The organism is Halobacillus sp. KGW1 (assembly GCF_001592845.1).
Lineage (GTDB): Bacteria > Bacillota > Bacilli > Bacillales > Halobacillaceae > Halobacillus.
Map to the genome: position 1 here is coordinate 437,801 of NZ_LSOC01000002.1, position 24,988 is coordinate 462,788.

Annotated in this window: 28 protein-coding genes and 1 pseudogene; 26 read left to right on the forward strand and 3 right to left on the reverse strand. The window is 48.1% G+C overall.

Annotated elements, in window-relative coordinates; all coding sequences use genetic code 11:
• The first annotated feature begins 283 nt into the window (after window positions 1-283).
• Window positions 284-550, forward strand: a complete 267-nt coding sequence (locus AXG56_RS02915) for a hypothetical protein (protein WP_062513182.1) — start codon at window positions 284-286, stop codon at window positions 548-550.
• Window positions 551-664: 114 nt separating this feature from the next.
• Here the strand turns inward: AXG56_RS02915 and AXG56_RS02920 are convergent, their stop codons facing one another.
• A complete protein-coding gene (locus AXG56_RS02920) occupies window positions 665-1,135 on the reverse strand; it encodes a DinB family protein (RefSeq protein ID WP_062513184.1) in 471 nt (156 codons plus the stop codon).
• 703 nt (window positions 1,136-1,838) lie between these two features.
• Entirely contained in the window at window positions 1,839-2,018 is a 180-nt protein-coding gene (locus AXG56_RS02925) for a hypothetical protein (protein ID WP_062513186.1), read from the reverse strand.
• 181 nt (window positions 2,019-2,199) lie between these two features.
• Here AXG56_RS02925 and AXG56_RS02930 point away from each other — a divergent pair, with 181 nt between their 5' ends.
• The 14 genes and pseudogenes from AXG56_RS02930 to AXG56_RS19375 all read left to right on the forward strand — a co-directional run bounded on the left by AXG56_RS02930 (window position 2,200) and on the right by AXG56_RS19375 (window position 13,191).
• Window positions 2,200-2,733, forward strand: coding sequence for a GNAT family N-acetyltransferase (locus AXG56_RS02930; RefSeq protein WP_062513188.1), 534 nt, complete (start codon window positions 2,200-2,202; stop codon window positions 2,731-2,733).
• A gap of 181 nt (window positions 2,734-2,914) precedes the next feature.
• Window positions 2,915-3,199 (forward strand): hypothetical protein, encoded by a 285-nt coding sequence (locus tag AXG56_RS02935; protein ID WP_026578577.1) that lies wholly within the window; start codon window positions 2,915-2,917, stop codon window positions 3,197-3,199.
• Window positions 3,200-3,310: 111 nt separating this feature from the next.
• Entirely contained in the window at window positions 3,311-3,442 is a 132-nt protein-coding gene (locus AXG56_RS19815; RefSeq protein WP_255358480.1) for a hypothetical protein, read from the forward strand.
• A 112-nt stretch (window positions 3,443-3,554) separates the two neighbouring features.
• A pseudogene (locus AXG56_RS02940) lies at window positions 3,555-4,537 on the forward strand (HD domain-containing protein).
• Between the two features lie 63 nt (window positions 4,538-4,600).
• Window positions 4,601-5,542, forward strand: coding sequence for an alpha/beta hydrolase (locus tag AXG56_RS02945; protein ID WP_062513190.1), 942 nt, complete (start codon window positions 4,601-4,603; stop codon window positions 5,540-5,542).
• Between the two features lie 134 nt (window positions 5,543-5,676).
• The gene (locus tag AXG56_RS02950; protein WP_062513193.1) at window positions 5,677-6,201 is read left to right on the forward strand and encodes a GNAT family N-acetyltransferase; all 525 of its coding nucleotides are present in this window, start codon (window positions 5,677-5,679) and stop codon (window positions 6,199-6,201) included.
• A 53-nt stretch (window positions 6,202-6,254) separates the two neighbouring features.
• On the forward strand, window positions 6,255-6,443 hold the full coding sequence (locus tag AXG56_RS02955) for a hypothetical protein (protein WP_026578581.1): 189 nt from the start codon (window positions 6,255-6,257) through the stop codon (window positions 6,441-6,443).
• Window positions 6,444-6,458: 15 nt separating this feature from the next.
• Window positions 6,459-7,016, forward strand: a complete 558-nt coding sequence (locus tag AXG56_RS02960) for a DUF4256 domain-containing protein (protein WP_035388489.1) — start codon at window positions 6,459-6,461, stop codon at window positions 7,014-7,016.
• 42 nt (window positions 7,017-7,058) lie between these two features.
• On the forward strand, window positions 7,059-7,961 hold the full coding sequence (locus AXG56_RS02965; RefSeq protein ID WP_064503469.1) for a M23 family metallopeptidase: 903 nt from the start codon (window positions 7,059-7,061) through the stop codon (window positions 7,959-7,961).
• 18 nt (window positions 7,962-7,979) lie between these two features.
• Window positions 7,980-8,165, forward strand: coding sequence for a hypothetical protein (locus AXG56_RS02970; protein ID WP_062513194.1), 186 nt, complete (start codon window positions 7,980-7,982; stop codon window positions 8,163-8,165).
• A 208-nt stretch (window positions 8,166-8,373) separates the two neighbouring features.
• Window positions 8,374-9,222 carry a BglG family transcription antiterminator LicT gene (gene licT / locus AXG56_RS02975; protein WP_062513196.1) on the forward strand — a complete coding sequence of 283 codons (849 nt, stop codon included), beginning with the start codon at window positions 8,374-8,376 and terminating at the stop codon, window positions 9,220-9,222.
• Between the two features lie 194 nt (window positions 9,223-9,416).
• Entirely contained in the window at window positions 9,417-11,330 is a 1,914-nt protein-coding gene (locus AXG56_RS02980; RefSeq protein WP_062514090.1) for a beta-glucoside-specific PTS transporter subunit IIABC, read from the forward strand.
• A gap of 97 nt (window positions 11,331-11,427) precedes the next feature.
• Window positions 11,428-12,897, forward strand: coding sequence for a glycoside hydrolase family 1 protein (locus AXG56_RS02985; protein WP_062513198.1), 1,470 nt, complete (start codon window positions 11,428-11,430; stop codon window positions 12,895-12,897).
• A 138-nt stretch (window positions 12,898-13,035) separates the two neighbouring features.
• The gene (locus AXG56_RS19375; protein WP_008639424.1) at window positions 13,036-13,191 is read left to right on the forward strand and encodes a hypothetical protein; all 156 of its coding nucleotides are present in this window, start codon (window positions 13,036-13,038) and stop codon (window positions 13,189-13,191) included.
• Between the two features lie 352 nt (window positions 13,192-13,543).
• Here AXG56_RS19375 and AXG56_RS02990 read toward each other — a convergent pair whose 3' ends face one another.
• Entirely contained in the window at window positions 13,544-14,935 is a 1,392-nt protein-coding gene (locus tag AXG56_RS02990) for an MBL fold metallo-hydrolase (RefSeq protein WP_062513199.1), read from the reverse strand.
• A 142-nt stretch (window positions 14,936-15,077) separates the two neighbouring features.
• Here AXG56_RS02990 and AXG56_RS02995 point away from each other — a divergent pair, with 142 nt between their 5' ends.
• The 11 genes from AXG56_RS02995 to AXG56_RS03045 all read left to right on the forward strand — a co-directional run bounded on the left by AXG56_RS02995 (window position 15,078) and on the right by AXG56_RS03045 (window position 24,970).
• Entirely contained in the window at window positions 15,078-15,740 is a 663-nt protein-coding gene (locus AXG56_RS02995) for a peroxiredoxin (protein WP_008639427.1), read from the forward strand.
• A 278-nt stretch (window positions 15,741-16,018) separates the two neighbouring features.
• On the forward strand, window positions 16,019-16,324 hold the full coding sequence (locus AXG56_RS03000) for a hypothetical protein (RefSeq protein ID WP_062513201.1): 306 nt from the start codon (window positions 16,019-16,021) through the stop codon (window positions 16,322-16,324).
• A gap of 80 nt (window positions 16,325-16,404) precedes the next feature.
• Window positions 16,405-17,223, forward strand: a complete 819-nt coding sequence (locus AXG56_RS03005; RefSeq protein ID WP_062513203.1) for an aminoglycoside 6-adenylyltransferase — start codon at window positions 16,405-16,407, stop codon at window positions 17,221-17,223.
• 176 nt (window positions 17,224-17,399) lie between these two features.
• Window positions 17,400-18,257, forward strand: a complete 858-nt coding sequence (locus AXG56_RS03010; protein ID WP_008639431.1) for a GRP family sugar transporter — start codon at window positions 17,400-17,402, stop codon at window positions 18,255-18,257.
• A gap of 13 nt (window positions 18,258-18,270) precedes the next feature.
• Entirely contained in the window at window positions 18,271-19,056 is a 786-nt protein-coding gene (locus tag AXG56_RS03015) for a glucose-1-dehydrogenase (RefSeq protein WP_008639432.1), read from the forward strand.
• Between the two features lie 156 nt (window positions 19,057-19,212).
• A complete protein-coding gene (locus tag AXG56_RS03020) occupies window positions 19,213-20,799 on the forward strand; it encodes an L-lactate permease (RefSeq protein ID WP_062513204.1) in 1,587 nt (528 codons plus the stop codon).
• Between the two features lie 70 nt (window positions 20,800-20,869).
• Window positions 20,870-21,583, forward strand: coding sequence for a FadR/GntR family transcriptional regulator (locus AXG56_RS03025; RefSeq protein WP_062513206.1), 714 nt, complete (start codon window positions 20,870-20,872; stop codon window positions 21,581-21,583).
• A gap of 73 nt (window positions 21,584-21,656) precedes the next feature.
• Window positions 21,657-22,373, forward strand: coding sequence for a (Fe-S)-binding protein (locus AXG56_RS03030; protein ID WP_026577599.1), 717 nt, complete (start codon window positions 21,657-21,659; stop codon window positions 22,371-22,373).
• Window positions 22,374-22,388: 15 nt separating this feature from the next.
• The gene (locus AXG56_RS03035) at window positions 22,389-23,813 is read left to right on the forward strand and encodes a LutB/LldF family L-lactate oxidation iron-sulfur protein (protein WP_026577598.1); all 1,425 of its coding nucleotides are present in this window, start codon (window positions 22,389-22,391) and stop codon (window positions 23,811-23,813) included.
• Window positions 23,813-24,517 carry a lactate utilization protein C gene (locus AXG56_RS03040; protein WP_062513208.1) on the forward strand — a complete coding sequence of 235 codons (705 nt, stop codon included), beginning with the start codon at window positions 23,813-23,815 and terminating at the stop codon, window positions 24,515-24,517. Before AXG56_RS03035 ends, AXG56_RS03040 begins: the two co-directional genes overlap by 1 nt.
• Window positions 24,518-24,589: 72 nt before the next feature.
• Window positions 24,590-24,970: a VOC family protein gene (locus AXG56_RS03045; protein ID WP_026577596.1), complete on the forward strand. Its 381-nt coding sequence runs from the start codon at window positions 24,590-24,592 to the stop codon at window positions 24,968-24,970.
• The last annotated feature ends 18 nt before the right edge of the window (window positions 24,971-24,988 follow it).

Here is a 24,988-nt window from a genome sequence, read left to right on the forward strand (position 1 = left end):
TGCATTTAAATATAAGAAATTTTTAGGTTATCTCATAACTTTTCTTCTACCATTTATCATAGGTATGTTATTTGCTTCAACATCTGTTTTTTTTATTTCACCTGTCTTATTAGTTAGTTTAATAACTTATCACTTTTTCGTGGTAAAAACTAACGGAACATAAATTTATTTTACAGAGAACCTGACATTTGTGATTGATTATTATTGGATATAGAGGAAATAAATCTCGAAATCGAGTCTTCTGTTATAGGGGGCTTTATTATTAAAGAGGAAAGGAAATTTGATGAATTTCAGTTATGTGAAGTTTGAAGTGTTATTACCAGAAGAATTCATTGTACCTTTACGTGACCAACTGAGCAATAATAAAGTATTAACTGTTGGAGAGTATGATCATGTAGTTTCTTATACTGAAACCAAAGGGTACTGGAGGCCTCTAGAATCTTCAAACCCTTATTCAGGTGAAAAGAAAAAAGTAACATTTGGATCAAAGTGCAAAATGGAATTTAAGTTACCTTACAAGAAAATAGAGGAGCTTAGAATAATTACGTAGCTTTTAGAATGATACTTTGATATGGAGTCTTAAAGTATAGTGGCCTTTAGTGAAGGTAAGAGACATGATGTCTCGTACAAAAAGAGCCTTAGTAAAACTAAGACTCTTTAAGAATCAGTCCCATATGTCAGCTCTTTCAACACCAGCAGACCTTAAGTAATCTAAGAGTTGACCAGTATGTATAGATTCGTGATAAGCAATTCTCAATAGCATATCTCCTAGTTCTCGGATGTACCCGACATTGGATCGATCTATCTGTATGTTTGATAAATCATTTTCACTGAATGTGTGGATGGTCTTAATAAATTCATCCCTCAGAGACTGTGAAAAGTCGACTTCATCCTCCGGAGATATTAACGGACGATTTGTAAACGGTGACTCAAAGTCAGGAACGCTACCCTGATTCTTTATAGCTAAATGGTAATAATGTTCTGACTCTAATACATGACGAATCATTTCTAAGCATGACATGGCGTTGATATCTGGACGCCAGTTATAGGCTTCTTCAGGAATTGACTTCCACACTTTGAGACTTCTTCTTCTAACTTCGTTTAAATTTAAAATAATCAAATCAATTGAATTCAATTTTTTCCCTCCTCTTCAATTATCATACTAGAACAAACGTTCTTTTGGAAGAGAGTAATTAAAGACGTAATTCGACGTTTTTATGTAACATATCTCAGTGTCGAGTCTTCCTGTAACTGGGACTTTTCAGGATTACAAAAAGATCTTGTTATTGCTTTTTGAGGTAAGGATTTAGTTGAATATAGAAATAATGTACTTTGGAGGAGGAGAGAAGGATTCAAGAGAAAATCAACTTGTGGTCATTTTTCTTTTCAATTATTTGTGTGATTTTGTTTCTAACAGTTTCTTTCTCAGGTTGGTTCAGTAATTCCAAAATGATGGGTATTCACCCTTTCACTTTAATTTTATTTATTACGTTATTTACATTTCTGGCTGGTGTATTTGGTTTTTCTGGTGTTAGAGACTGGAAGGGTATGGCAAGAAGTGTATTTTCAATAATAGTAACACTTAGTTTATCAGCATTTCTGGGTTGTGTTTTACTATTTGGAAGTTTATTTAACTAATGAGTGTTAGAGAAAATAATAAGATATATCTTGATATTAAGTCTTATAAACCGCGTGCAATTATCCAGCAAGGGTAGTCACTTCCTTACTCAGTATAGGGCACTCAGTAAGCAACCGGACTTTGGTAAAGGGAAAAAAGATCTTTGGAAAATAAAAAGGCTACTTTCTAAAAAATAAAAGAACCAAAAAAGCTTGGTTCTTTAATCTCTCATGGATCCCGCCTCACGAGATGTCATATCCCCTACACCTTTGCTTACATCCTGTTGAATTTCCTGTCTTACTTTTTTTGGATCTGTTCCTGAACAGCCTGCCTTCATCGTTGATTTCTGTACCTCTTTTTGTTCCCCATTAATTCCGGGTGTTATCTGGTTCTTTTTCATTTACCAATCACCTCCATGTCAGTAGGTTTGGCAAGAAATTCAAGATTATCCCTAATTAGAAAAGCTAGCATTGTGTTTGAATGTGAATAGGAGGAATATGTAAAAAGTACTTAAATACATGTGATACTCTTGCAGTGTGCCTCTAAAATTGGCTAACGGACAGGATTTTAGAAGACATACAATGATAAAGGTTGTGATAATGTTGCAAATATATTTTCGAACTAATCGCTTAATTGCAAGACAACTAAAACTTAGTGACCTTGAACAATTTCATACGATGCAAAGCAATATGAAAGTTATGAAATATACATTGGGAAGAACAAAAACAAAAGAAGAAAATGCTGCTGAATTAAAAAACATTATCAGTGAGTATACGCTGAGTGAACCGAACAAAATTGTTATGGGGTTGTCTGAAGTATCAGATGTAACTTGTACTTTAATAGGTACCTGCGCTATTACATCGCTTGATGAAGAGTTTAATGAGGTGGGGTACAGGTTGTTGGAAGAAAGTTGGGGGAATGGGTACGGACGTGAAATTCTGGAAGGTCTTTTGACATATTGCTTCGACGATTTGAAGGTAAAGAAAGTGAAGGCAGAAGTCGAAAAAGAAAATATCTACTCTGTTCGTATACTGGAGAGTTCTCTTTTGAATTATGTAAGAGAATACTATGAAGGGGATAATCTTGTACGCCTTTATGTCATAGAAAAGGATTGATTTTTTAAATCTCATCTAAACGATTTCCTAACTATTTGCAACATCAGTTGTATAAGACTATGAAGCAGTCACAAGAAATGATTTTCCATATCAGTTGTTAAACCTATTTAACTGATGGAGCAGTAAACTTTAATAAGTAAAATGCGTTAGCGTTCAAATAACAATATATAGGGGTGTAGAAATGTGGGTAATATTTGGGGTTATTGCCATAGTAGTTACTGTTGTAAACCTTTTTTTGTATGCAGCAGGAAAGGATTATAAGCTTGCTATGGCGATGGCATTATCATTTACAGCATTAACAATTTGTGCAGATTACAGTTATCTAAATCGGTGGATAGAAGCAGAAGATTGGGCGGCTATATCGGATGTAGTACCTGGTATGACAACGGTATTTTGGTTTTTGACAATTGTTTCTATCTTACTGAATATATCACCTATACTTTTAGAACGAATAGGTAAGAAATAAAACGGGGTCTTTGTTGAATAAACCCCCGCAGAACCTTTTCATAAGAAAATAGGCTTGATCCGAGGTGTTAGTTTTGAAATAATTGGCAGTAGAGATGGGGAGGTGGAAGCAATGCAGAAGGAACCGTTCAATGATGCCGTGGAGCACCAGCAGAAGATAGAAGGATCGCCTGCACCTGGTGACAGGACGATTCCTTTGCCGATCCGGATCATCGGTTACGTTCTGTTGGGAGCTTTGCACTGATGCTGATCCTTGGGCTGCCTGGTCATGTTCTTTTTTAAGGGAGAATCAGTGCTTAGCGATGAATATGGACATAATCGGTGACGAGACGTGATAAAAAAGGAGGTCGGGCCATGTGTACATAAGGGATTGCATTTACGGAGAATCGGAAGTGGACGGAGTGTTGGAGCGACTGATCAACAGTGCGCCGGTGCAGCGTTTGAAAGGGGTCCATCAGGCAGGAGCCGCCTATCTGGTGGAAGAAACGTGGGACGTCAGCCGGTTCGAACATTCGATTGGAGTCATGCTTCTGATCCGGAAGCTTGGAGGATCGGTGGAAGAACAGATCGCAGGACTCCTGCATGACGTATCGCACACGGCTTTTTCCCATGTGGTCGATACCGTGTTTGATAATAGAGCAGAGGACTACCATGAACAAATTTTCGATTCAGTCGTCCGGCATTCCGAAATTCCTGACATTTTGGAAACGTACGGATATTGCTGCGAAGATCTTCTGGACGACAGCAGGTGGACGCTGCTGGAGCGGCCTTCGCCTGAACTGTGCGCTGACCGCGTCGATTACACGCTCCGTGATATGTACCGCTACGGTAAGATCACGAAAGAAGAGGTAGAGAGGTTTCTTGAAGAGCTTGTAGTAGTGGACGGAAGTATGTATGTCTCCTCCGTGGATGCCGGTGAGTGGTTTGTCGAGACGTACTATAAGGAAGTCATCGACTTTTTCCTTGATCCGTTGAACATCTACAGCTACGACCGGCTTGCGGAAGTGTTGAAGCTCGCTATGGGTGAAGGGATTTTAACGACAGACGATTTTCTTCTGGAGGATGAGGCGATGAGGCAGTAATAAGAAAGATCAAAAAAGCAGGAGACAGCAAAATTCTTCAGATGCTGGCTACTCTCCATTCCGATGTGGAGGTAGTGATCGATGAAGTGGACTATCATATCCACCGGGTGAACAAGATCAGGCTGATCGATCCTTCTGTGTGGAAGGGAGCAAAGCTCACCCCGGTTTCGGAGCTTTCCTCCAACGTGAGGCAAAGGAATGAGGATGCGGAAAAGAGGGCGAGGAGAGGGACGTTTGTCCGTGTTTTATCTGCTTAGTTGTCATAGGCATCGTAGTTGCGGCCTTTCTATAGCTTGAAAAATCGAAGGGAGACAGTTCAGATGAAGACGAATCGACAGCAATCTTTTACGGGGCTTCAGCAGGAGGCCGTCGCACTCGTTGAGAATAAGCAATGCGATGCAGCGCTAGAACTTCTGGAGGAAGGAAAAGCGCAATATCCAGAACGCCTGGACAGGATTGGTCATTGGAAAGCGGGCATCTACATGCTTTTGGGAGAGAAGGACAGGGCTGTCACAGAGCTTCAGCAGGTGCTTGATCAAGGAGTATGGTGGAATCCGTCCTTGCTGGAACAGGATGAGGAACTTGCCCCATTGCAGGGATCCGAGGAGTTTCAGCGTATCCTGAGTCAGTGCGCCGAGCGGTTTGAAGAAGCTGATCGCGCAGCCAGCGCGGAGCTTGAAACGACAGGTAATCCGGAAGCGGATGTTGCTATAGTTGCCCTGCATTGGAAAGGCTCCAACGCGGCTGACTTTGCAGCTCAATGGAGCGACCCGGTGATTCTCGCGCGTTATTTCTTCGGCTTCGTTCAGTCCTCGCAGGTATTCAGCAAAGATATCTACCACTGGGACGATCCAGATACGGCTGCGGCCGATGTTACGTCTATGTATCAGCGTTTCTATCAAAGCTTTCCAACAGAGAAAAAGCGGATTCTCGCGGCGGGCGCCTCCCAGGGAGGAAAGACCGTCATCGAACTGCTTCTCCAAAACAAGCTGCCTGAAGTCGAAAGCTTCCTCGCTTTTGTTCCGTCGTTTACAGATGTGGACAAGCTTGCAGCACTTTTCGGGGATCAGGATGTATCGGACGTGAAAGGGTGCGTCATTACGGGGGATGAAGATCCTTTTTATGAGGAGACGAAGAAAGTGGTCGAACTTCTTCAGTCCAAGGGAGCTGACTGCAGGTTGATGGTCATCGAAGGGATGGGGCATAGGCTCCCGGATGAACTGGCCGAAAACCTGCAGGAGGCTGTAGATTATTTAGAATAATCATTAGAATCGTTTGTGGCCAGGATGACAGATGCTCCTCTGTTCGGTAGAGTTATAATATCAAATGTTTGAATTTTTTTACTATTGTTGATTAGTTATCTACTCCATATTAGTTACTATAAAGGAGGAACGTGATGATGGAAGGCAGTCGTCTGTATCTGCGTCCCATCGAAGATCAGGACATTGATGGAATCTGTCATTCTGTCCAGGATGAAGAGACCCGCTACATGACAGGGACACGGCGGACATTCACGAAGAAAGAAATCATCGACAGGTACCGGAAGTTTCGGGAGGACTCTGCGAGACGTGATTTCGCGATCTGTCTTCGTGAAGGTGACAGGGTGATTGGAGACCTGGCGATTGTGGATATCGATCAGAATAATCGTAAGGCCGGTTTTCGAATTTCGCTTCACGCCGGAGCCTATATAAATAAGGGGTATGGGACAGAAGCGGTGAAGCTGGCCGTTTGGTATACGTTCGAAGCATTGGAGCTGAACCGGCTGGAGCTTGAGGTGTATTCGCATAATATCCGAGGTATTAAAGCCTACGAGAAAGCGGGGTTTCAAAAGGAAGGGGTGTGCAGGCAGTCGCTGTTTTGGAACGGCCGCTATTCGGATGAAATCCTGATGGCGGTCCTGAAAGACGAATATGTCGGCTGATTCTTATTAAGGTGGTTGTTCTTATATAAATATCGGAATAGGGAGGAACGGCTATGGGTGCCATAACTGCTGTACTCGTCATCCTGTTGGCGGTGGTCGTCGATTTCTTTTGGTTGGACGTCGACCAGAGGAGATGGGGTTGGATGAAGAACTGGTCGAAGCTGCAAAAAGGTTTGTTCTTTGCCGGCTTTGCGGCTGCAGCTCTGCTTATTTATGCAGGATTAAGCTTGGAGTACATATAAAGAAGGAGGATCACTATGTCCAGACACGTATCACAGGATGAGAAGGCGGAGCTTTATGCGAAATGGAAGGATCGCTTTGATACAAATGCCGAGCGTCACCCGGGCCTTGGGTGGGAACATATCGAGAAAAAGCTCGAAGCGGATGAATCGAAGCTGTGGTCGCTTCGTGAAATGGAGCGCACCGGAGGGGAGCCGGATGTCGTCGGTTATGAAGAAGAGACAGATCGGTATCTTTTCTGTGACTGTTCGCCGGAGAGCCCTAAGGGCAGACGAAGCGTCTGTTACGACAGGGCGGCGCTCGAATCGAGGAAGAAATATAAGCCGGAGACGAGTGCCGTGGATATGGCGGAAGAAATGGGCGTCGAGCTGCTGACGGAAGAGGAATACCGCTCGCTGCAGAAGCTCGGGGAATTCGATAAGAAAACCTCAAGCTGGGTACAGACGCCGGCGGACATCCGTTCTCTCGGCGGAGCGCTGTTCTGCGACTATCGCTATGGGACGGTGTTTCTCTATCACAACGGAGCGGAATCCTATTATGCCGCCCGCGGCTTCCGCTGCCGGCTGCATGTGTGAATCCAGTCTCCGTAAGGAAAGAAGAGGAGGGATCTTTGTTTGATGGTTTGGATGTTGGCACCGATTTATCTCCTTCTTCCACTGGCACTATTGTTCAATCTATGGAAGACGGATTATGCAGGCAGGAAGCTGCTCGTCCTGGAATGGCTTGCCTGCCTGATGTTTATGAGCTACATATTCTTCCTTGGTCCGTGGGCCATTTATAATCATTATCTGCGCTCGCTCTGGCCGGTATTGTTCCTAGTCGTTTCCTTCTTCGTCTGGCGCAGGTACCCGGGGCTTCCGGTGAAAGGACCGAAGAAAAATAAGCCGTACCGCTTTTCCATGGGGATCAGTATCGCTCTCTTTCTCTACTTTGGTGTCATTACCGCCGGCGCTTTGACCGGGTACAGGATGCCGGAACAAGAAAAGGCGGTGGATCTCGCTTTTCCGATGGAGGACGGGGTGTTTACGGTCGGTCATGGCGGGGCGAGTACGGCAATCAACTACCACCATGACGTTGCTCCTCAAGCCTACGCGAATGACATCACCCAGCTCCACTGGTGGGGGATGCGGGCGTCCGGACTGTCTCCGGAGAATTTGAAGAAATACCGCATTTACGGAACCCCTTTGTACAGCCCGTGCAGCGGCGAAGTGACAACGGCCGTCGATCGTTATGACGATCTATCCCCGCAGGAAGATCCGGATGAAGAGGCATCTCCAGCCGGGAACCACGTCATTTTATCCTGTGACGGGACGGAGGTCCATCTTGCTCATATGAAGCCGGCGAGTGTGGAAGTGGAAGAAGGTCAAATGGTCGAAACCGGTGACAGGCTCGGCAGCGTCGGTAATACGGGGAATACGACGGAACCTCATCTGCACATCCACGCGGAGAGAGATGGAGAAGGCGTTCCGATCACGTTTGACGGCAGATTTCTGAAGCGGAACAGTCTGGTCTTCGATTAAAGGACAGGTGGTACAGCGATGAAGAAAAGGAAATGGAAAGCCGTTGGGTTTATTTTGATGATCAGTGCAGCGATTGCCGTCGCCTCTAGCTACTATGGGTTTAAAGAGGCAGAAGCTTCCTGTCTCAAAAGCGGTGGGACGGTCGTTGAGAAGGATGTCAGCCTGCTTGCGTTTCATTGGAAGCTTTCTTGTGAGCAGGGATAGAGGCGGATCTTCTGCTGTGTAAAAGTATGCCATTGACAATCTCAATCCCTCTATATAAAATAAAAGAAAACGTTTACAACTTTATACCTAGTTGGATTGTTACTGTTCGGCAGGCAAAACCTAAATTGGTACAGAGGACGAATGGGTCTTCTTGCGCTCAATTTAGGTTTTTGTTGTTTTTAAGCGTCGCTTAAGGAGGAGGCGGGATATGGAGATCAGGAAGATACTGAACAACAATGTCGTCGTGTCAAACAATGAGGCGGACCAGGAAATTGTCGTGATGGGACGGGGACTCGCATTCAAGAAGAAGGTCGGCGAAGAGGTGGATACATCGAAAATTGAAAAGACGTTCGTGCTGGAGAAACAGGGAACAGCGGACAAGCTGGGACAGCTCTTGCGGGATACGCCGGCGGTTTATTTGGATATTTCCTCGAAAATCATGGACTATGCGCAGTCGCTGCTTCCGTATAAGCTGGACGAGTACTTGTATGTAGCCTTGACGGATCACTTGAGTTTCGCAATCAGCCGGCATGAGCAGGGGATCGAATTGAAGAATCAGCTGTTATGGGAGATCAGGAAGTACTACAAGCAGGAGTTCCAGGTCGCATTGAGAGCGCTTGACATCATCAAAGAGGAGACCGGCATCACGCTTGGGGAGGATGAAGCAGCGTCGATTGCCCTCCACCTCGTAAACAGTCAGCTTTCCAGTGACAACATGGCTTCTGCCGTGCAGGTGACGGAAATGGTCAACAATATTTTGAACATCGTGAAGTATCATTTCAAAATGGAACTCGACGAAGACTCTGTCAATTATGAACGGTTCCTGACCCATCTGCGTTTCTTTGCGGTCAGGTTCGTCCGAAAAGAGAAGCTGGAGGATTCGGTCGATGACTTCCTTTTCGATCAAATCAGACAGAAATATGAGGACGCCTTTGAAGCTACCCGAAAAGTTGCGCTGTATTTGGAGCGCAATTATGAGTGGCTGATCTCGAAGGATGAGCAGGTGTATTTGACCGTCCATATCCACAGGGTCAGTCAAAGGCAGCAGATTTCTTAAAAAAAGATTTAATTTTCTGAATGTAAGCGTTGACATAAACTCGCACTCATGCTATCTTTTATTTAACTTAATAACCTTCGAAGGAATGTTACCAAATTTGGGCATAACCTGATCTGCTTCGGAAAAGCGCGCGCTTTCCGAATCGGTTCAGGTTTTTTATTTGCAAAAAATACCTCGGAAAGCAGGGATCGATGATGAAATACGAACAGCTGGCAAGAGACATTATTGCTAACGTCGGCGGTAGAGAAAACGTGTTGAGTGTCGTTCATTGTATTACCCGTCTACGCTTTAAGTTGAAGGATGAAAGCAAAGCCAATACAGAAGTTCTGAAAGATATGGATGATGTCGTAACCGTCATGAAGAGCGGTGGTCAGTATCAAGTCGTCATCGGCAACCAGGTTCCTGATGTGTACAAGGCCGTCGTCGAAGTAGGCGGTTTCGCGGATCAGGCGGCCGTCGAACAAGAAGGACCGCGGGAGAAGGAGAGCTTGTTCAACCGATTCATCGACGTCATCGCAAGTATTTTCACCCCGGTGCTCGGTGTGCTTGCTGCAACCGGTATGATCAAAGGTTTCAATGCACTATTCGTCACGTTCGGCTGGCTCGATGAAGCCGGGGGGACCTATCAGATCCTGAATGCCATCGGGGACTGTTTGTTCTACTTCCTGCCGATTTTCCTCGGCTATACAGCCAGTAAAAAATTCGGAGGCACCCCGTTTATCGGCATGGCCATCGGTGCTTCTCTCGTCTATCCGACCCTTTCCGGTCTGACAGCAGGCGACCCGCTCTACACGCTGTTTGCCGGAACGTTGATTGAATCACCGGTTCATATCACTTTTCTAGGTATTCCAGTCATCCTAATGACCTATTCTTCTTCCGTCATTCCGATCATTCTTGCTGCCTATTTCAGCTCACGTGTGGAAAAAGGGTTGAAAAAGGTGATTCCGGATGTCGTGAAAATGTTCTTAGTTCCGTTCTGTACGCTGTTGATCGTCGTACCGCTTACGTTCATGATCATCGGACCGATCGCTACGTGGGCAGGGCAGCTTGTAGGAGCCGCCTCCGTCGGTATTTACAGCTTGAGTCCGATTATCGCCGGAATCTTTATCGGTGGATTATGGCAGGTATTCGTCATGTTCGGCCTGCATTGGGGATTGGTCCCTGTCGCCATCAACAACCTGACAGTGAACGGATCAGATCCGGTGCTTGCCATGATGTTCGCAGCTTCCTTCGCACAGATCGGTGCGGTTCTAGGCGTCTGGTTGAAGACGAGAAACCAGAAGATGAAGACGCTCAGTCTTCCAGCGTTTCTCTCCGGTATTTTCGGTGTCACCGAGCCCGCAATCTATGGAATTACTCTGCCGCTTAAACGGCCGTTCATCATCAGCTGTATCGCAGCCGGCTTCGGCGGGGCGCTCCTTGGGGTATTCGGGTCTCAAACCTTTATTATCGGCGGACTTGGTATCTTCGGTATCCCGTCCTTCATCAGTCCTTCCGGTGGTTTGGATCTAGCATTTTGGGGATCCATCATCGCCGTTGCTGCCGCATTCGTGCTGGGATTCGTGCTCACTTACCTGTTCGGTGGTGTCAATAAACAAGTGAAAGCGGACGGCCCGGAGAAGCGGGGAGCAGTGGAAGCGAAAACGACAGAAGTGAAGGTGGAGAACTTAGTTATTGCCAGTCCGCTGCACGGGGACGTCCTTCCTCTTGAGACGATCAAAGACGCAGCCTTTGCATCCGGAGCGCTTGGAAACGGTGTCGCCATCGAGCCGACGGAAGGAAAGCTGTTCGCTCCCTTCTCCGGGAACGTATCGGCGCTGTTCCCGACGAACCATGCGGTCGGTTTGACAACCGATGACGGGGCGGAAATCCTCATTCACATTGGGATGGATACGGTCAAGCTGAACGGGCGGCACTTCACGAGCCGTGTCGCTCAGGGCGACCGGGTCGAAAAGGGACAGGTGCTGATCGAGTTCGATATCGAGGCGATCAAGGCCGAAGGATTCGCTGTCACGACGCCTGTAGTCGTGACGAACCAGCTTCCCTATCAGCTTGTGACAACGAAGCAGACACAGCTGCAGGCCGGGGATACGTTGATGCAGGCGTAAAGGAGACGGGAGAGAGGAGGGCGGTGTCCCTTTTTTCTCAACAAACCAAATGTAAATGCGGCGGAAGCCGGTAAAAAATAATAAAGGGGTAAAGACAATGACAAAACAATCACAAGCATTTCCGGAAGGTTTCTTATGGGGTGGAGCGACAGCGGCCAATCAGATGGAGGGCGGCTTCGGAGAAGGAGAGAAAGGTCTGAATATCGCTGATGTTCTTCCCGGAGGAAAAAAGCGGCTTTCCATCTTAGCCGAGCCTGGGTTCAACTTTGAAATCGATAAAGAAACGTACACGTATCCGAACCATGAAGGCATCGATTTCTACCACCGGTATAAAGAAGATATCGCTCTTTTTGCCGAAATGGGATTCAAGGTCTTCCGGATGTCCATCGCCTGGACGAGAATTTTTCCGAAGGGGGACGAGAAGGATCCGAATGAAGCGGGACTCGCGTTCTATGACCGCGTGTTTGATGAGCTCCATAAGCACGGCATCGAGCCGGTCGTCACCATTTCACACTACGAAATGCCGGTCAACCTCGTCAAGGAGTACGGCGGCTGGCGGAGCCGGGAGGTCGTCACCTTCTTCGAGCGTTATGTCCATGCGATCTTCAATCGGTACAAAGGTAAGGTGAAGTACTGGATGACGTTCAATGAAATCAACAGCGGATTGATGATGCCGATCATGGGTCTCGGATTTTCCATTGAAAAGGAAGAAGACAAGTTCACGCCGACCTTCCAGGCTTTCCACCATCAGTTTGTCGCCTCAAGCCTTGCAGTCAAGGCGTGTCGTGAAATCATGCCGGAGGCGCAGATCGGCTGCATGATTATTTTTGCACCGGTGTATGCGTTTGACAGCAATCCGGAAAACCAGCTGCATGCCCTGCAGGAGGAGCGTTTGTTCAACTATTACTGTGCCGACGTCCAGGTGCGCGGGGAATACTCGCCGTTCGTTAAACGCTATTTCGAGCAGAACGGCATTGAACTCGATATCAAAGAAGGGGACCTCGAACTGCTGAAGGAACATACGGTCGATTACATCGGCTTCAGTTACTATATGTCGCGGACGGAGAAGAAGCATAAGTCTGCGGAGGATAACGTCCACGGCAACATACTTTCCGGGGTGAAGAATCCGTTCCTCGAAGCGAGCGACTGGGGATGGGAGATCGACCCGATCGGTCTGCGTGTCTCGTTGAATAAATTGTATGAACGGTATGAGGTGCCGTTGTTCATCGTAGAAAACGGGCTTGGAGCCTACGATGAAATCGAAGCGGACGGATCGATTCAGGATGATTACCGGATCGATTACTTGAAGAAGCATGTGGAAGCGATGCGTGCGGCGGTCAATGAAGACGGTGTCGACTTGATGGGCTACACGAGCTGGGGCTGTATCGATCTTGTCAGTGCATCGACAGGGGAAATGTCGAAGCGTTACGGCTATATTTATGTCGACAAACACGATGATGGAAGCGGGACGCTGGAGAGGCGCCGGAAGAAGTCCTTCTACTGGTACCAGAAGGTGATCGAAACAAACGGCGAGGAATTGTCTCTTTCCACACCCGTCGAATCATAAGAGGAGGAAGGACACATCCAACCGGATGTGTCCTTTTCACATGCGCCTATCGTTTTTATCCTTGCGTTTGCTTGTGGAGAACATTTCCAATCTGGTACACTTTAAGCAACCGCATCATTTGTGTCCGGAGGTGAGCCGATGTTGATGAAGCTTTGTTTTATGCTTTCCGCTTTATCCATCCCGTTGTCGATGACGGTGGATCAGGCAGGGTGGGGATTGATTGTTTCCTTGTTTTTCCTTTTGAGCGCAGCCTTCTTCAGTAAACCGAGGTTTGCGGATCATCCAAATGTATAGTGGATTCACAGCAAAACGCCTGTCAGGTCATTCCTGACAGGCGTTCAACTTGATGAAGAAACACTTTTCATAAGGAGTGAGCGGGCTCCGTGGAATCGAGCGCTTTCCGTGGGGTGGCCGGTGAGCCTTCTCATCGCTCTGCTCTTCCGGGGTCTCACCTGTGCCACTATTCCCACAGGAGTCTGCTCGATTCCCCTCCACCCTTTGTCCAAATGTCTTTCTTTTGTTTTCTTCCAATCGTCTATAGTTTTTAATGGTTGATCGGAATGTTTATGCTTTCCGTCCATAGCGAAGGGTTTCTCGACACCCTGAAACGCCTGTCAGGTCATCCTTGACAGGCGTTTCCTTTTGATCAAGTGACTGGCAGGTTCTCCTTCTTCCATTGGTGGAAGCCGCCTGTAACGTTGATGACTTCATACCCTTTGTTCAAGAGGATGCTTGCTGCAACAGCGGATCGTTTTCCCGAGGCGCAGTGGACGGCCACTTTATTTCCGGGAAGGTGCAGTTCTGTTTCCGGCAGCTGCGGAAGAGGAACGTGCTCGGCGCCTGGAATATGGCTTTCGTTCCATTCATGGTCGTAGCGGACGTCCAGAACCGGGATATCTCTTTTTGCCACTTCCTTCGGTAATTCGTTCGTATAGGAGCGGGGTGCTTCGGTTTTAGAAAGGGCAGACAGGGAAAACAGCCCTTTCAGGCGGTCCATCCCCATACTTGAAAGAACGCTCCGGATTTCCTGGAATTGAGGAGGGTCGGCGATGATGTAGATGTCTTTCTCATAATCGGCAAGTCTTCCCATCCATTCGGCGAAAACGTCCGGGAACGGCAGGTTGATCGTGCCGGGAAGGTGTCGGCTGGCATAATCGAAGGCGTTCCGTGTGTCGATGACCATCGCATTCCTGGACGCAGCGAGCCTTGCCATGTCTTCCGCTTTTCTTTCCATTTCTACGCCGGGGTTCACGTCGGACAGAGGTGTCATGCCGGTCGGGTTGACTTGTTTCATTTTCGTAAAGTAGGCGGGCGGTTCCGTCTGCCCCTCAAGGAGGAAGGAGAGGAATGCTTCTTCCTCTTCGAATTGGAAGGCAGGATTGTATAACTTCTCATATCCGACGGTGCTTGTCGGCACAGCTCCGAGCGACTTCCCGCAGGCGCTTCCTGCTCCGTGGCCCGGCCATATTTGAATATAGTCTTCATAGTTCTTGAAAGCTTCGAGGGACCGGAACATCTGCCTCGCTCCATTTTCCGTCGAGTTCTTGACACCGGCCGACTTCTCAAGTAAGTCCGGTCTGCCGACATCACCCACGAATACGAAGTCGCCTGTGAATACACCGATCGGCTTGTCCGCTGCGGCACCGTCGGTCAATTCAAAAGACATGTGCTCCGGCGTATGACCCGGTGTATGGATTGCTTTTATCTGTACATTCCCGAGAGTGATGGTTTCCCCATCTTTTAATCCGTGCGTTGGTAACGAGGAAGGAAGCTCGTAGCCGCCGTTATCGGCTCCTTCCGTGGAGTGATAGATGGTCGCTCCTGTCCTTCGTGCAAGTTCCGTCACTCCGGAAACGAAGTCGGCATGGATATGGGTTTCAAACGCCTTCGTCAGGGTGTAGCCCTCCCGGCGTGCCGTCTCCAAATATACGTTAATGTTTCTGGATGGATCAATGATGGCAGCTTCCCCGGAAGCCTGGCAGCCGACCATATAAGAAGCCTGGGCCAGATGGCGATCATAGAAATACTTCAAATACATACATAGTCCTCCTAACGAATTGGTAATTTATAGGTATACTCATACTATATACCCGTTTAGGTATAAAGTGAATCGGTTATTTACAAAATGTATCCGTTATCAAACGGACGGAACTATCTATCTTATTGGAGGAGGAATAGAAATGGAACGAGAACAAATGGAGCAGGAAGAAACGTATCACCTGCCGAGGATCGGCGAGAAAGCACCAGACTTCAAGGCGCAGACGACACACGGGGAGCTGTCCTTAGGCGACTTCGCCGGAAAATGGTTGATCCTGTTTTCCCATCCATCTGACTTTACCCCGGTGTGCACGACAGAATTCGTCGCGTTCCAATCGATTTATGGTTCTCTAAGGGACAAGGGAGTAGAGCTTCTCGGGCTGAGCGTCGACAGTGTTTCCTCCCACATCGCATGGATTCAGAATATAGAAAAGAACTTCGACACGACGATCGAATTTCCCGTCATTGCGGATCTTGATCAGTCGGTGGCACAGAAATTCGGAATGATCATGCCGGAAAGTGATGGAACCGAAACCTCCCGGGCGGTTTTTGTCATCGATGATCAGCAGATCGTCCGCTCTGTCATCTATTATCCGCTGACAACGGGGAGGAATATGCAGGAAATCGTCCGGCTCGTCGAAGCGCTGAAGGTCACGGATGAACACGGCGTGTCGACACCGGCGGACTGGCAGCAGGGAGATCAAGTCATCGCTTCTCCACCGAAGACGACAAAGGCGGCGAAAGAACGCTTGAACGATCCGGATTATGATTGCGTGGACTGGTATTTCTGTAAACAAGATCTTTGAGGCAAGGGGCTGCTTAAGCAGCCTTTTTCATTTGGAGATTTTATTATACGGGGGGAGCGGAATATCTTGTCCGGCTGCATCCGATCTGATTTACGAATCGGCGTTTATGGGTCGATAAAAATCCCATTTTCAGCAGAATGAAGATCTTGAAAGGAGGTAAATCCGTTCATGATGGAAGGTTGTCCTCGCTCAAAGAAGAACGACAGCTGAAGAGAGCTGTCGGTTTTATTGCTTCCTGGATGGCTGTTTGTAATAATTGGAAGAGGAGGGGGGAGCGTATGAAAACGACTTCGGTATTTCTGGAAATGATCCGGCTGTTGATTCTGCTTTTCCTTATCGCCGGAATAGGGTTTACCGCGGTGAACAAAGTCTTCCGAAGCTTCGGGATCGACGTGGCAGAGACGCGGGGAGGCACAGCCTTATCCTTGTCGATGCTGATCCTGTACTTCGTCTTGTACCGGAACAAACTCCAGTTCACCGGTTATTATCAGGGGAAGGGACGGATGAATTTGAAGCGGCCGATTATCTTGTTACTCGTGAGTACTTCCATTTTCCTGATTGTCCTTGCACCTTTTCTCCACTGAGAAGGTGCTTTTTTTATTGCTTATTTATTGGAAAAAAGCTACAATGGCGTAATATTTATCTTTATAAGGGGGAAACGCGGATGCGGCAGGAAGAAGCAGTGCAGGATATCACAGCAAGTCTGAAAAAAGATCCGGCTGTCCGGAGCATTTTTCTGAAAGGATCGATGGGGCGGAACGATCACGATGCCTACTCGGATATTGATTTGTACTGCATGGTCGAAGAAAAGGAGGAACAAGCGTTTTTGAAAAGGCGGATCGACCATTTGAAGGCGTATAAAGAACTGATTTTCACAGACGGCATCTTCATCATCGCCCCGCAGATCATAGGTGTCTATGAGGATCATTTACATATCGACCTGTTTACCGTCACAGAAGCGACGTTTCAGAATAAGGATTACTTCACGGTCTTATACGACCCGGATGGTATCATGGATCCATTTCGAACGGAAGGGAAGTTGACGCTTACCAAAACCGCTTTAACGGAACATATGCTGGATGTGTCCTGGTTCTTATTCCAATATTGGAAAGCAGCCGCGCGAGGCAGTGCCGTATGGGCGGTGGAAATGCTCCGGCACGTCATGAGAAACCTTGCGAACGTGCTGCTTTATAAATATGAACCGGATCGTTCCGTGCTAGGATTGAAGGCATTACCGACGCATCTGCCGGAGGATAAGCGTTTCCGCATCGAAGCCATTTATGAATGGATGACACCATCCCTTCACCGGAAAGCGGCGCGGGAGATTTTGCTGCTTCTAAAGGAAGAAGGCGATTGGATCCGTCACGTATTTTCGGAAGAGGAGAAAGCGGTCGTATTCATGGAGAGCGTGGTAGTGCTGTTATCGGAAGAACCCGGGATAGAAAGGGACGGGGAGCTTCCCATTATACGCGGGAATAGATGAAGACCGAATCGGACGGAATAAGCGCACCGTCCGCCCATGGTATTGTAATGAAAGCTTTCGAATCGAACCTGTCTCCTGTCTGTTGAAAACAGACACGCCATCTCCCGCTCTTCCTTTTCTAACTGCATAAAAAAAGCAGCGGGGTGTGAGAATAACAGGGAAAAGGCGGTGAAGACATGGACATTATCATAGCTCTGATCCCTGCGTTGATGTGGGGTAGTATTCTGCTTGTTGCAAGCAAGCTTGGGGGAGGCCCTGAAGAACAGGTGGTCGGAACGACGTTCGGAGCGCTGGTATTCGCGATCGGAGCGCTCTTCTTCATTTCTCCGGACTATACGGGAACAGCCATCATTATCAGCTTTATATCCGGTCTTCTTTGGTCGCTTGGCCAGATGAATCAGTTCAAAGCCGTTACCCATCTCGGCGTGTCAAAAACGCTTCCGATTTCGACAGGTCTCCAACTTGTCGGTACCTCGCTGTTCGGCGTCCTCGTCTTCGGGGAATGGTCGACGACGATGAAGTTGATTATCGGAATATCGGCACTCGTTCTGATCATTATCGGTGTCGTTTTCACTTCCTACCAGCAGAAAGAAGAGAACGATGATGGTGGAAAGAGCCCGCTTGCCAAAGGAGTCCCGATCCTGCTTATTTCGACCGTCGGCTATGTCGGCTACGTCGTCATCATCCGTTGGTTCTCCATCGACGGATGGACCGCCCTGCTTCCACAGGCGGTCGGTATGGTGATCGGCGCGGTGCTTTTAAGTATCAAAGAAAAACCGTACAGCAAATATACGATAAGGAACTTCATTCCAGGCCTGATGTGGGCGACAGGAAACCTGGCCCTGCTGCTCTCGATTCCGCGCGTCGGGACGGCGACGAGCTTTTCCTTGTCCCAGACAGGGATCATCATTTCAACCCTCGGCGGTATCTTCCTCCTCGGAGAGAAGAAAACGAAGCGCCAGATCGTCTTCGTCATCGTCGGCTGTGTGCTGATCATTATCGGTGGAGTCATGCTCGGCTTCACGAAAAAATAGGAGGGTGTCATCCATGTATGAAGATTTGCAGGGAAAAGTAGCCGTTGTCACGGGTGCGTCATCCGGACTCGGCAAAGCGATTGCTGTCCGGTTCGGACAAGAGAAAATGAACGTCATCGTCAATTACTTGAATAATCCGGACGAAGCGGAGGAGGTCGTCACCGCGATCAAACATGCAGGCGGAGACGCAGCCGCTGTCCAAGGGGACGTTTCCAAGGAAGCGGATGTCGCTGGGTTGATTGAGGCCGCCCATGACCGTTTCGGGACGCTGGATGTCATGATGAACAATGCCGGTATTCAGAAGGAAATCGAGTCCCATACGATGTCGCTTTCCGATTACGAAAAGGTGATATCGGTCAATTTGTCCGGCACCTTCCTTGGTTCCACAAAGGCGATCGCTTATATGCTCGATCACGGCATCAAGGGCTGTGTCATCAATATGTCGAGCGTCCATGAAGTGATTCCATGGCCGCATTTCGTTCATTATGCATCCAGTAAAGGCGGCATCAAGATGCTTACGCAGACGCTCGCCCTTGAGTATGCAGCGAAAGGAATCCGCGTCAACAATATCGGTCCCGGTGCCATTAATACACCGATCAATGCAGAGAAGTTCGCCGATGAGGAAGCAAAGCAGGAGGTCCTTTCCATGATTCCGATGAAGGAGATCGGTGAGCCGGAGCAGGTCGCTTCCATCGCTGCGTTCCTCGCTTCCGAGCAGGCAGGCTACGTTACAGGAACGACGCTGTTTGTTGACGGGGGAATGAAGCTCTATCCATCTTTCCGTGCCGGGAAGGGGTAATGTAGGAAAAAAGACCGTCTGATTCAGGTGGTCTTTTTTGTTTTACAAAAATAGGTTGCAAATGGCCGGTTTTCAGATTACACTACATTAAACAGGTCATCAGATGACCTTACTTATCCCATTTATTGAAAGCGATTTCAAAAGGAGGAGATGCATGTGTATTTACTTATAGCGTGGAGTGCTATTCTGTCCCCGTTCCTGTTCCTGGTAGTCTTCCGAATGCCTGCCAAGAAAGGAATGGCGATCAGCGCGGGAATCGTCATATTTCTATCCTTCCTAGCTTGGGGGATGGAAGGACGTGTCATTGCCGCTTCGATATTGGAAGGAACACATAAAACACTGACTATTCTCTATATCTTATTTGGTGCGATTGTTCTGCTCAACACATTGAAGAAAACGGGTGCGGTGGACAGGATCAACCAGGGGTTCCGGAACATCTCAACAGACATGCGGGTTCAAATCGTCATCGTCGCGTTTTTATTCGGGGCCTTAATTGAAGGGGCGGCCGGCTTTGGCACACCGGCTGCTGTCACCGGTCCGCTCATGGTCGCTCTAGGATTCACCCCAATGGCGGCTGCAGCCATTGCGCTGATCGCTGACAGTTCAGCCGTTTCCTTCGGGGCGGTGGGGACCCCGATTCAAGTCGGGCTCAGTAATTTACCGGATGCTGGATTGCCTTTATACAGAGAAATCGGAATTCAGGTCGCTTTCTTCGACTTGTTCGCCGGCACATTTATTCCGTTTATCCTCGTTGTGGTGCTCACATGGTTCTTCGGGAAGCAGAAAGGACTCAGACCGGCGCTGGAGCTTGCGCCATGGACGCTCGTTGTCGGATTCATCTATACATCCTCTGCGTTTCTTTATGCGTACTTATTCGGACATGAATTCGTAGCTATCCTTGCATCATTGACCGGGCTTGCTGCTGCTGGAATCACCGCGAAGAAGGGCTGGCTCCTGCCGAAAACTACATGGCAGGAAGCGCTGCAGGAGGACTTTCGTATGGAAGATAAGAAACACCATATGACTCTTATCCAAGCATGGTCTCCCTATCTTCTCATCGTTGGTCTTCTGCTCCTTACGAGAATCGTTCCGGACGTGAAGGCATTCACGTTGAAGTACATAGACCTCACCTGGTCCAACATCTTAGGTGTAGAAGGGATTACATCCAGCTGGCAGGTACTGTATTCCCCCGGCTCTGTCCTCATTTTTTCTGCCATCATCGGAGGGATGCTGCAAAAGAAATCGTTTCAGGATTTTGCAAGTGCATCCAAAGAGTCGATTCTATCAATGAAAGATGCCACGCTCGCCCTTGTCGCGACATTGGCTCTCGTTCAAGTGTTTACGAACTCGGGAGTGAATGCCAACGAACTCCTTAGTATGCCGCAGTACATAGCTCAAAACCTTGCGGCCGGTTTCGGTTCGTTGTGGGTACTTGCTGCTCCTTTCCTCGGCCAGCTCGGAGCATTTATAACCGGCAGTGCTACGGTGTCTACGTTGACCTTCTCGCCCATCCAGCACAGTATTGCTGAGGAAGCGGCTCTTGCAAAAGATACGATCCTTTCGCTTCAAGTTCTCGGTGCCGCTGCTGGAAATATGATTTGTGTCCACAATGTAGTTGCCGCAGGAACCGTTGTCGGTCTGACAGGAAAGGAAGGCGATATTATCCGGAAGACGCTCCTTCCCGCTTTGCTGTACGGTGTTCTTGCAGCTGCAGCCGCTCTCCTTTTCACTTTACTCAGGTAAGAACCTTTCGATTGTTCCGTTTTTGGAGTAGAATAAAGGTATCAAGTGACTGGAAGTTGGAGGCAGCAAGGTGGAATACAAACCAATTAGAACCAAGAAGATTTATGAACAGGTCGCCGATTCCCTGCTCGATTCTTTAAAGAATGGAACATTGAAGTCGGGAGACAAACTGGATAGTGTCGAGGTGCTGGCAAAGAATTTTGATGTCGGCAGATCCGCAATAAGGGAAGCGCTGAGTGCCTTGAGGGCGATGGGGCTGCTGGAGATGCGCCAGGGTGAAGGAACGTATGTGAAGTCCTTTGATGCGGCGCGGTTTTCGCTGCCTGTGTCTGTTGCTTTCCTGATGAAACCGGAAGATATGCGGGAGCTGCTTGAAGTGAGGAAAATCCTTGAAGTAGGTGCTGCTGGTTCTGCCGCGGTTTCTCGTTCGGAAGCGGACATTGCCAACATGAAGGATGCGCTGCGCTCCATGGAAGAGGCAGGAGGAAATGGGGAGCTGGGGGAACAAGCGGATCTTTTCTTTCACATGGCGCTAGTCCGGGCTTCTCACAATCAGATGCTGATTAATTTGATGAGCAGCGTTTCCGAAATCATGGTTCAGGCAATGCGGGAAACTCGCAAGCTCCTCCATATCAACAACGGTACAGAAAGACTGCTTCAGGAGCATAAGCACGTCTTAGAAGCCATCATAAACAAAGAGGAAGAAGAGGCAAGGACAGCTATGTACGCTCACTTGAGCAGCGTCGAGCATTCTCTGGAGAATTACTTAAAAAAAGGATCCTGATTTATTCAGCATCCTTTTTTAAAACTGGTAGTCATCAGATGACCTTATGTATAAAGTTAGGAGAGGGTAAAAGATGAAAGTTTCGTTGTTTATCACATGTCTATGCGACACGATTACACCGGATGTAGGAAAGGATACGGTCCAGCTCTTGGAGCGTTTTGGGTGCGAAGTTGATTTCCCTGATGGACAGACCTGCTGTGGGCAGCCTGCCTATAACAGTGGATACAGACAGGAATCCAGTCAGGCAATGAAGCAGATGATTCGCGCCTTTGAATCATCCGAGTATGTGGTGGGCCCTTCCGGATCGTGCGTACAGATGATTAAGGAGTATCCAAACGTCCTGAAGGAAGAGCCGGAATGGCAAAAGAAAGCGGAGATACTTGCAGAAAAAACGTACGAACTGACGCAGTTTCTTGTAGACGTATTGAAAGTTGAAGACGTCGGTTCAACTTTTTGCGGCAAGGCGACCTATCACCCTTCCTGCCATATGACAAGGCTGCTGGGAGTGAAGGATGCACCGAGAATTTTACTGGATCATGTGAAGGGGCTCGAATTGATTGAGCTGCCGATGGGCGAAGACTGCTGTGGATTCGGCGGCACGTTCGCTGTGAAGAATTCGGCAATTTCCGGGAGAATAGTTCAGGAGAAAGCGGAGCATGTAGAAGAAACCAATGCCAAGTATCTAATCGGAGGGGATATGGGATGCCTGTTGAATATGGGAGGACGTTTGAGAAGGAACGAACAGGGCGTGAAGGTACTCCATATTGCACAGGTATTGAACAGTCAATAAAAGGAGGAGTGTATCATGAGTATAAAAATAAGTGGAAAGCCTTATGCAGAAAGGATTCAGGATGGAATAGGAAATGGGTTCATGCGTCATGCTGTCTCGTCTGCACAGGGAAGGTTCCGTACAGGGCGTTTGAGGGCGGCTGATGAGCTCGGTGACTGGGAAGAATGGCGTACACTCGGGGAGGAAATCCGTGCCCATACAATGGAAAACCTTGATTATTATCTCTATCAGCTCAGTGAACAGGTGGAGAAAAGAGGTGGAAGTGTCTTCTTCGCTGAAACGGCAGAAGAAGCAAATGCCTACATACGAACCCTTGCAGAACAGAAGGAGGCGCGAAAGGTCGTCAAATCCAAATCGATGGTCACAGAGGAGATAGGGCTGAATGATGCGCTGACTGGGGCCGGGTGTGAGGTGGTGGAATCGGATCTCGGGGAGTGGATTTTACAGTTGGATGACGAACCACCGTCTCATATCGTTACACCGGCTCTCCATAAAAATAAAGAACAGATCCGAGAAACGTTTCGGAAGAAAAAGGGATATAGCGGATCGGATGACCCTGGGGAGCTTGCTGCTTTCGCCCGTGAACAGCTTCGGAAGGATTTTCTTGGAGCAGATATTGGCGTGACCGGATGTAATTTCGCCGTCGCTGAATCTGGAGCAGTGACTCTTGTCACAAATGAAGGAAATGCCCGAATGGTGACAAGTCTTCCGAAAACACAGATTACGGTGATGGGAATGGAGCGAATTGTCCCGACATGGGAGGACCTGGAGGTTGTTGTTAGTCTGCTGACCAGATCTGCCGTCGGTCAGAAGCTTACCAGCTATGTCACGGCCCTCACTGGTACGAAGCTGGAAGGAGAAGGAGACGGCCCGGAGGATTTTCATTTGGTCGTCGTGGATAATGGACGGTCTAAGATACTTGGCACGGAATTTCAATCGGCACTTCACTGTATCCGCTGTGCTGCTTGTATCAATGCATGTCCTGTATATCGCCACGTCGGTGGTCATGCTTACGGTTCCATCTATCCGGGACCGATCGGGGCAGTACTCACTCCACTTCTCGATGGATATGAGGATCATAAGGAACTTCCCTACGCTTCCAGCTTATGTGCGGCCTGTACGGAGGCGTGCCCGGTAAAAATTCCCCTACATGAACATTTGATTCGGCACAGGGAGATTATTGTGGAGCGGGAGCACAAGACATCGAAAGCGGAGCGGATCATGATGAACGGGTTTGCGAAATGGGCTTCTATTCCGGCTGCTTACAAGCTGTCTGCCAAATTGGCCGGCACAGCCTTGAAACCCTTGGTGAAAGATGGATATATCAGCAAAGGCCCTGGTCCGTTAAAAGGATGGACGGAGGAACGGGATTTTCCTGCCCCTCCGAAGACGAGCTTTCGTGATTGGTACAAACAAAGGGAACAGAGGAGGGAGCACTGATGGCTGTTTATAATGGTGAGGAATTCTTAAGTAAGCTGGCAGGAAGATTAGGAAGAGAGAGAAGAAAAGAAGTGCGCGCCCCTGTTTATTCTACCAGTCCGCAGGATCGAGTTTTTCAAGGTGCCGACCAAGACGACCTGATAGAGAAAATTGAGAAGCAGTGCCAGGTAATTCATACCGATTTCAGGAGGACGACATTCGATGGACTCGAAGCTACTCTTCTTCAAATACTGGATCAATATGAGGTATCAAGTATTGTAAGTGCCGGAGGAAAACGACTGGAGGAATACAAGCTAGACGAAATGTATGAACGATGGAGCCCTGGTCGCTTTGTTCATATATGGCAGGGGAAGAAGGGGGAAGAGAACATAGAAGTGGCCGAGCGTGCAGACACGGGAATTGTTTTTAGTGATGTCACGTTGGCGGAATCGGGTACGGTTGTCCTTTACAACGATCATGATAATGGAAGATCGATCAGCCTTCTTCCAAAAACTTTTATCGCCCTTATTCCAAAGAGTACCCTGGTGCCACGGATGACTCAGGCCGCCCGGTTGATTCATGAACAAGAAGCGGAAGGGAATGGGGTTCCCTCCTGCATCAGCTTCATCACTGGCCCGAGCAACAGCGCGGACATCGAAATGCAGTTGATTGTCGGTGTTCACGGTCCCGTGAAAGCCTCCTATATTGTCATAGAGGATAGATGATCCTAAGGAAGGGGAAACGGCTTTCTTGTCGAATAGAATCAATATCAACTATTTAATCAGGGAGGCGTTCTTATGTTCCAAAAGCTCGGACAGGTGATGGTGTATGTGGAGGATCAGGATAGGGCTGTCGATTTTTGGAAAGAGAAGCTGGGGTTTCACGTACGTTCGGAGGAAAAGGAAAGCGGGATGCGCTGGATCGAGTTGGCGCCGGAAGAAACATCGGAAACAAGCATCGTTCTTCATGACAAAGCCTTTGTCCAAAAGATGGATCCGGAGATGAATCTCGGTACCCCGTCGCTGATGTTCTTCACGGACGACCTTGATCACCTGTACGGAACGATGCAGAAGCGTGGTGTAACGGTCGGGGATGTAGTCGACATGCCCGGCGGCCGCGTGTTCAACTTTGCAGATGACGAAGGACAGTATTTCGCAGTTATGGAACAGAAAAAGTAAGTCTATAGAAAAAGCCGG